Source organism: Caballeronia terrestris, assembly GCF_001544515.1.
Lineage (GTDB): Bacteria > Pseudomonadota > Gammaproteobacteria > Burkholderiales > Burkholderiaceae > Caballeronia > Caballeronia terrestris.
This window is the reverse complement of sequence record NZ_FCOL02000186.1, coordinates 1-3,796: the sequence shown is the minus strand read 5'-3', so window position 1 is coordinate 3,796 and position 3,796 is coordinate 1. Positions and strand designations below refer to the sequence as shown.

The 3,796-nt window shown below is 57.5% G+C and carries 4 protein-coding genes and 1 pseudogene; 3 read left to right on the top strand and 2 right to left on the bottom strand.

The window, feature by feature from the left end; all coding sequences use genetic code 11:
- Positions 1-186: hypothetical protein (locus AWB67_RS42535; RefSeq protein ID WP_235025530.1), on the top strand; the 186-nt coding region annotated here is incomplete at its 5' end.
- Between the two features lie 303 nt (positions 187-489).
- Here AWB67_RS42535 and AWB67_RS34900 read toward each other — a convergent pair.
- Both AWB67_RS34900 and AWB67_RS34895 read right to left on the bottom strand, forming a co-directional pair.
- The gene (locus tag AWB67_RS34900) at positions 490-1,614 is read right to left on the bottom strand and encodes a VIT1/CCC1 transporter family protein (RefSeq protein WP_087660484.1); all 1,125 of its coding nucleotides are present in this window, start codon (positions 1,612-1,614) and stop codon (positions 490-492) included.
- A gap of 243 nt (positions 1,615-1,857) precedes the next feature.
- Positions 1,858-2,391 (bottom strand): cytochrome b, encoded by a 534-nt coding sequence (locus AWB67_RS34895; RefSeq protein ID WP_200821824.1) that lies wholly within the window; start codon positions 2,389-2,391, stop codon positions 1,858-1,860.
- Between the two features lie 147 nt (positions 2,392-2,538).
- Between AWB67_RS34895 and AWB67_RS34890 the strand changes: the two genes are divergently transcribed.
- Complete coding sequence (locus tag AWB67_RS34890; protein WP_087660482.1) at positions 2,539-3,198, top strand: response regulator; 660 nt, start codon at positions 2,539-2,541, stop codon at positions 3,196-3,198.
- 32 nt (positions 3,199-3,230) lie between these two features.
- Positions 3,231-3,796, top strand: a pseudogene (locus tag AWB67_RS34885) (ATP-binding protein); the annotation flags it as partial.

Here is a 3,796-nt window from a genome sequence, read left to right as displayed (position 1 = left end):
GCGCTGCAGGCCTCTCAAGTCAGCTGTTCAAGAACACAATCCCCCTTTTTGCGCTCAGTAGGCTTGACTTACATCAACGAAAATGGGCCGATGCAGATCGGCACGCTATCGACCCGCGAGCACGCGAACATCGGGGCAAACGTTCGATCTTTGTTGTATTCCTGCAAGCTCAAAGGTTCGAGGTGACGGCGGTCGCGGTCTCAGCTTCTTGCGCATGCCGGAGCCTGCTCGTGAGCTTGTCGCGGCACAGCTTGAAGTCCAACGCGGTGCTCCACTGAGTGAACGCAGCCGCCCCACATTCACCCCATGCGTGGCCTGCTTAGCGCGTGTTGCGCTCCTTCCCGTACGTCAACGGCCCAGGACCGAGGATAGTGTCGCTTACTCCTACGAGCCTATGTCGGTATCGTCGCCTTCGCCGCCGTGGCTAGCGTCTGCTGAATACATCGATAGGACGATAAAAACTAAGGTGCAGACTCCGTTGCCGTTTTCCTACGATACTGCCACCCCAAGTGCTCGCCCAACGCCAAATGTGAATGCAGCCGCGACGAGGCCAATCAGTATCTGTCGCACGGCCGAGAAGCCGGCGCTGCGGCCGTTGAAAAGCGAGGTGAATACGCCGATTGCCGCGAGCGCCAGCACGCTAAAACCGATGCACTGAACGATAGCAGGCAACCCAGAAGACCATAGGAATGGCATGGCGGGGAATATTGCTCCGACCGCGAACAAGCAAAACGATACGCCGGCTGCGGACCACGGGTTTCCACCGAGCTCGGCGGGGTCAAGGCCCAACTCCTCGCGAACGAGCGCATCCAGGGCTTTTTCCTTGTCCTGCATGAGTTGTGATGCGACACGCTTCGCTTCGTCAGCGGTTAGTCCCTTGGCCTTATAGATAAGCGCCAGTTCATGCTCTTCCGATTCGGGGCTATGCTCAAGCTCGTTCTGTTCCTTCGAGACCTGCGCCTGCGCGAGCTCCCGCGCGTTGGTCACGGACAGCCATTCACCAAGCGCCATCGAGCACGCTCCGGCAATGAGACCGGCGAGCGCAGTCAGCAGAATAGCCTTGTTGCCGGTCCCAGCGCCTGCTACGCCCATAATCAGGCAGAAGTTTGAAACTAGGCCGTCGTTGGCACCAAGCACAGCCGCGCGCAGGTCGTTGCCGGACGCGACACCGCGATGCCACGATTCCGCCTGAGCGATGTCTGCGCCCTGAGATGCGGCGGGCTTTCCGGCGTTCGCCATAGCCTGGACAACGTTCGCATGTTGGTGCTCATCTTCCGACATGCGCGCGGTATCTGGATTGCCCGCGTACTTGTTCCGGTCGGCAAACTCGGCAGCCGCGAGAGACGGTAGGACGAAGCGCGGCCCTAGCAAATGAACGAGGCCTTTCATCAGATAGGTCTTGGCATTCAAGCCGGATGGCGCCTTTTTCCCATTGGCTTTCAGCTTTTCGGCCCACACCCGTGCGTGCATACGCTCCGATGCAGCGAGCTCGCTGAAGACCTGCTTGCGGGAGTCATCTCGTTCAACGCGTGACAGCGTCTCGTAGATTGCTGCGCTGTGGAGTTCGTCGGCGAGGTTGGCTCGGAATTTCCTAAGCTCTTTTGTGGAAGCCATTTAATCACCTGTTGCGTCGGTGCGATGACATGATATCTTCGGCCCACCGCTACGAATATATATCGCTCGAATCTCGAATGAGAATAGAAACGCTTCTAAATCAACTGGTTGCACGGTGTGCAAAGCGCGCTGGCGTGCGAACGGGCGGCCCGTCATTCGACCGGTCGCCCGAACTTAGACAACGGATTGCGCAACTGCCAGACCTGTCAGCGTGATTATCCCAACTACACCTTTGATGCTCACTTAGAGCATGCGTTGCAGCACTGAGTCACGGATTACAAAGCGGTGAAACAAGGCGGCAACGATATGCAAAACAATTACCGCAAGAAGTACCCATGCGAGCACGCTGTGAACGTCGCCGAGCGCCATTCCAGCGGGAGACCCTTTTGAGGCAAGCGCGGGATAGGGAACCATGCCCAAGAGGTTTATCATCCAGCCGCGTGCAGATGCATTCGCCCAACCGGCAAGCGGCACAGCAAGAAGCAAGATATAGAGAAGGAAATGAGTCGCTTTTGATGCGAACATTAGCTGCGGCGAGAGCTTAGCCGGTTCCGGCGTATGGGTCATGCGCCAGATGATTCGGATCACCATCGCTGCAACAATCGCTGCACCGACGCTCAAGTGCCACGCTATCTCGCCAGTCGGCAGCGTGCCGCGATGCACGTCCGGCATCGTCCATCCGATGATGAACTGAACCAAAATGAGACCCGCGATGAGCCAGTGGAGACCACGAGCGACCGGACTGTAAATGAACTTCTGCGAATGATTCTCAACCACTTTGCGTCCGCGCTCCCGGTTAAATGCGAAGGCGCTGATATTAGCGCGTCCGACCTGAAGACAACCTTAAACGGCTAATGCCCGCATCGACGAATAAGCCCTTAGACTATCGACGGAAATCTTGGTTGCAGACCTGGCGGAACGAACATGCGCATCCTGTTGGTTGAAGATGACGACCTTATTGGCAGCGGGCTTGAAGTAGGTCTGCGTAATGCTTTCTTCGCGGTCGATTGGGCAAAGGATGGACAACACGCCAAGCTTGCGCTGTCGACCACGCGCTATAACATGGTGGTGCTCGATTTGGGATTGCCCGGTCTATCGGGAACGAGTCTGCTCGCTCATTTGCGCGCACAAGGTAACCCCGTACCCGTGCTCGTGCTGACAGCCAGGGACACCACGGCAGACCGGATAGCAGGATTGGATGCCGGCGCCGACGACTACGTCGGAAAACCCTTTGACCTGGGCGAGGTCATCTCGCGCTGTCGGGCTTTGATGAGGCGCTCGCAAAGCCGCGCCGCAGAGAATCTCGTGTGGCAAGACCTGACCGTGAATCCGGCGGCGATGACCGCAGTGAAGGGTGGCGCGCCCCTTCAACTCACCCCGCGCGAATTCGGCGTACTGGTTCATCTGCTAGTGCACGTTGGCGAACCGCAACGGAAGGCCAAAATTGAGGAAAGTATCTATGGGTGGGACGAAGAGGTGGAGAGCAACGCCATCGAGGTCTATGTATCTGGGCTCAGAAAGAAAATCGGCATGGACGCGATTCGAACAATTCGTGGGGTGGGTTACGTGATGGAGAAACCATGAGGCCGAGGCCGCCGTCCATTCGAAACCGTTTGATGTGGCTTGTCCTGCTGAGTGTTGGGCTTTCGTGGGCCGCGATGTTTGCATGGAGCTTCCACGCGGCGCGTCATGAAGTCACGCAGTGGGACGAAACGCGACTCGTTCAGCTTGTGCCGCTGCTTTCCCGACTTGATGCCGATGACTTAGCGAAGTTAGCAGAGCATGGCATCGATGCTCGTAACGAGATTCCCCATCATTCTCATTCCGCCGAACGTGATTCTGACTACGGCGACCGCTTTGTGCATTTTCTTGTGACTGGCCGAGGTGGCGGAACTATTGCCAGAAGCAGTGATTTTCCCGTTAGCGACTCCGCCGCCTATCCTCGTAACGTAATTACGGAGGTCGAGGCGCAAAACGGAAGGTGGCTGCTGTACACCGCTCGCGATGCCGGAAGCGGAAGAACCCTCAGCCTCATGGAACCCGTCAACGAACAAAGCGACCTCGTAAGCGGCGTGGCGGCACGCATCGCGAGACCCGTTCTTCTCATCCTTCCCGTCATGATCGGTTTGGTGTGGTTTAGCATCGGATTCAGCCTACGGCCCCTTGCGTCGCTTTCGAAGGC

Coding starts and splice junctions, on each gene's coding strand:
- AWB67_RS34900 (WP_087660484.1), bottom strand. CDS start 1,614: ATGGCTTCCACAAAAGAGCTTAGGAAATTCCGAGCCAACCTCGCCGAC.
- AWB67_RS34890 (WP_087660482.1), top strand. CDS start 2,539: ATGCGCATCCTGTTGGTTGAAGATGACGACCTTATTGGCAGCGGGCTT.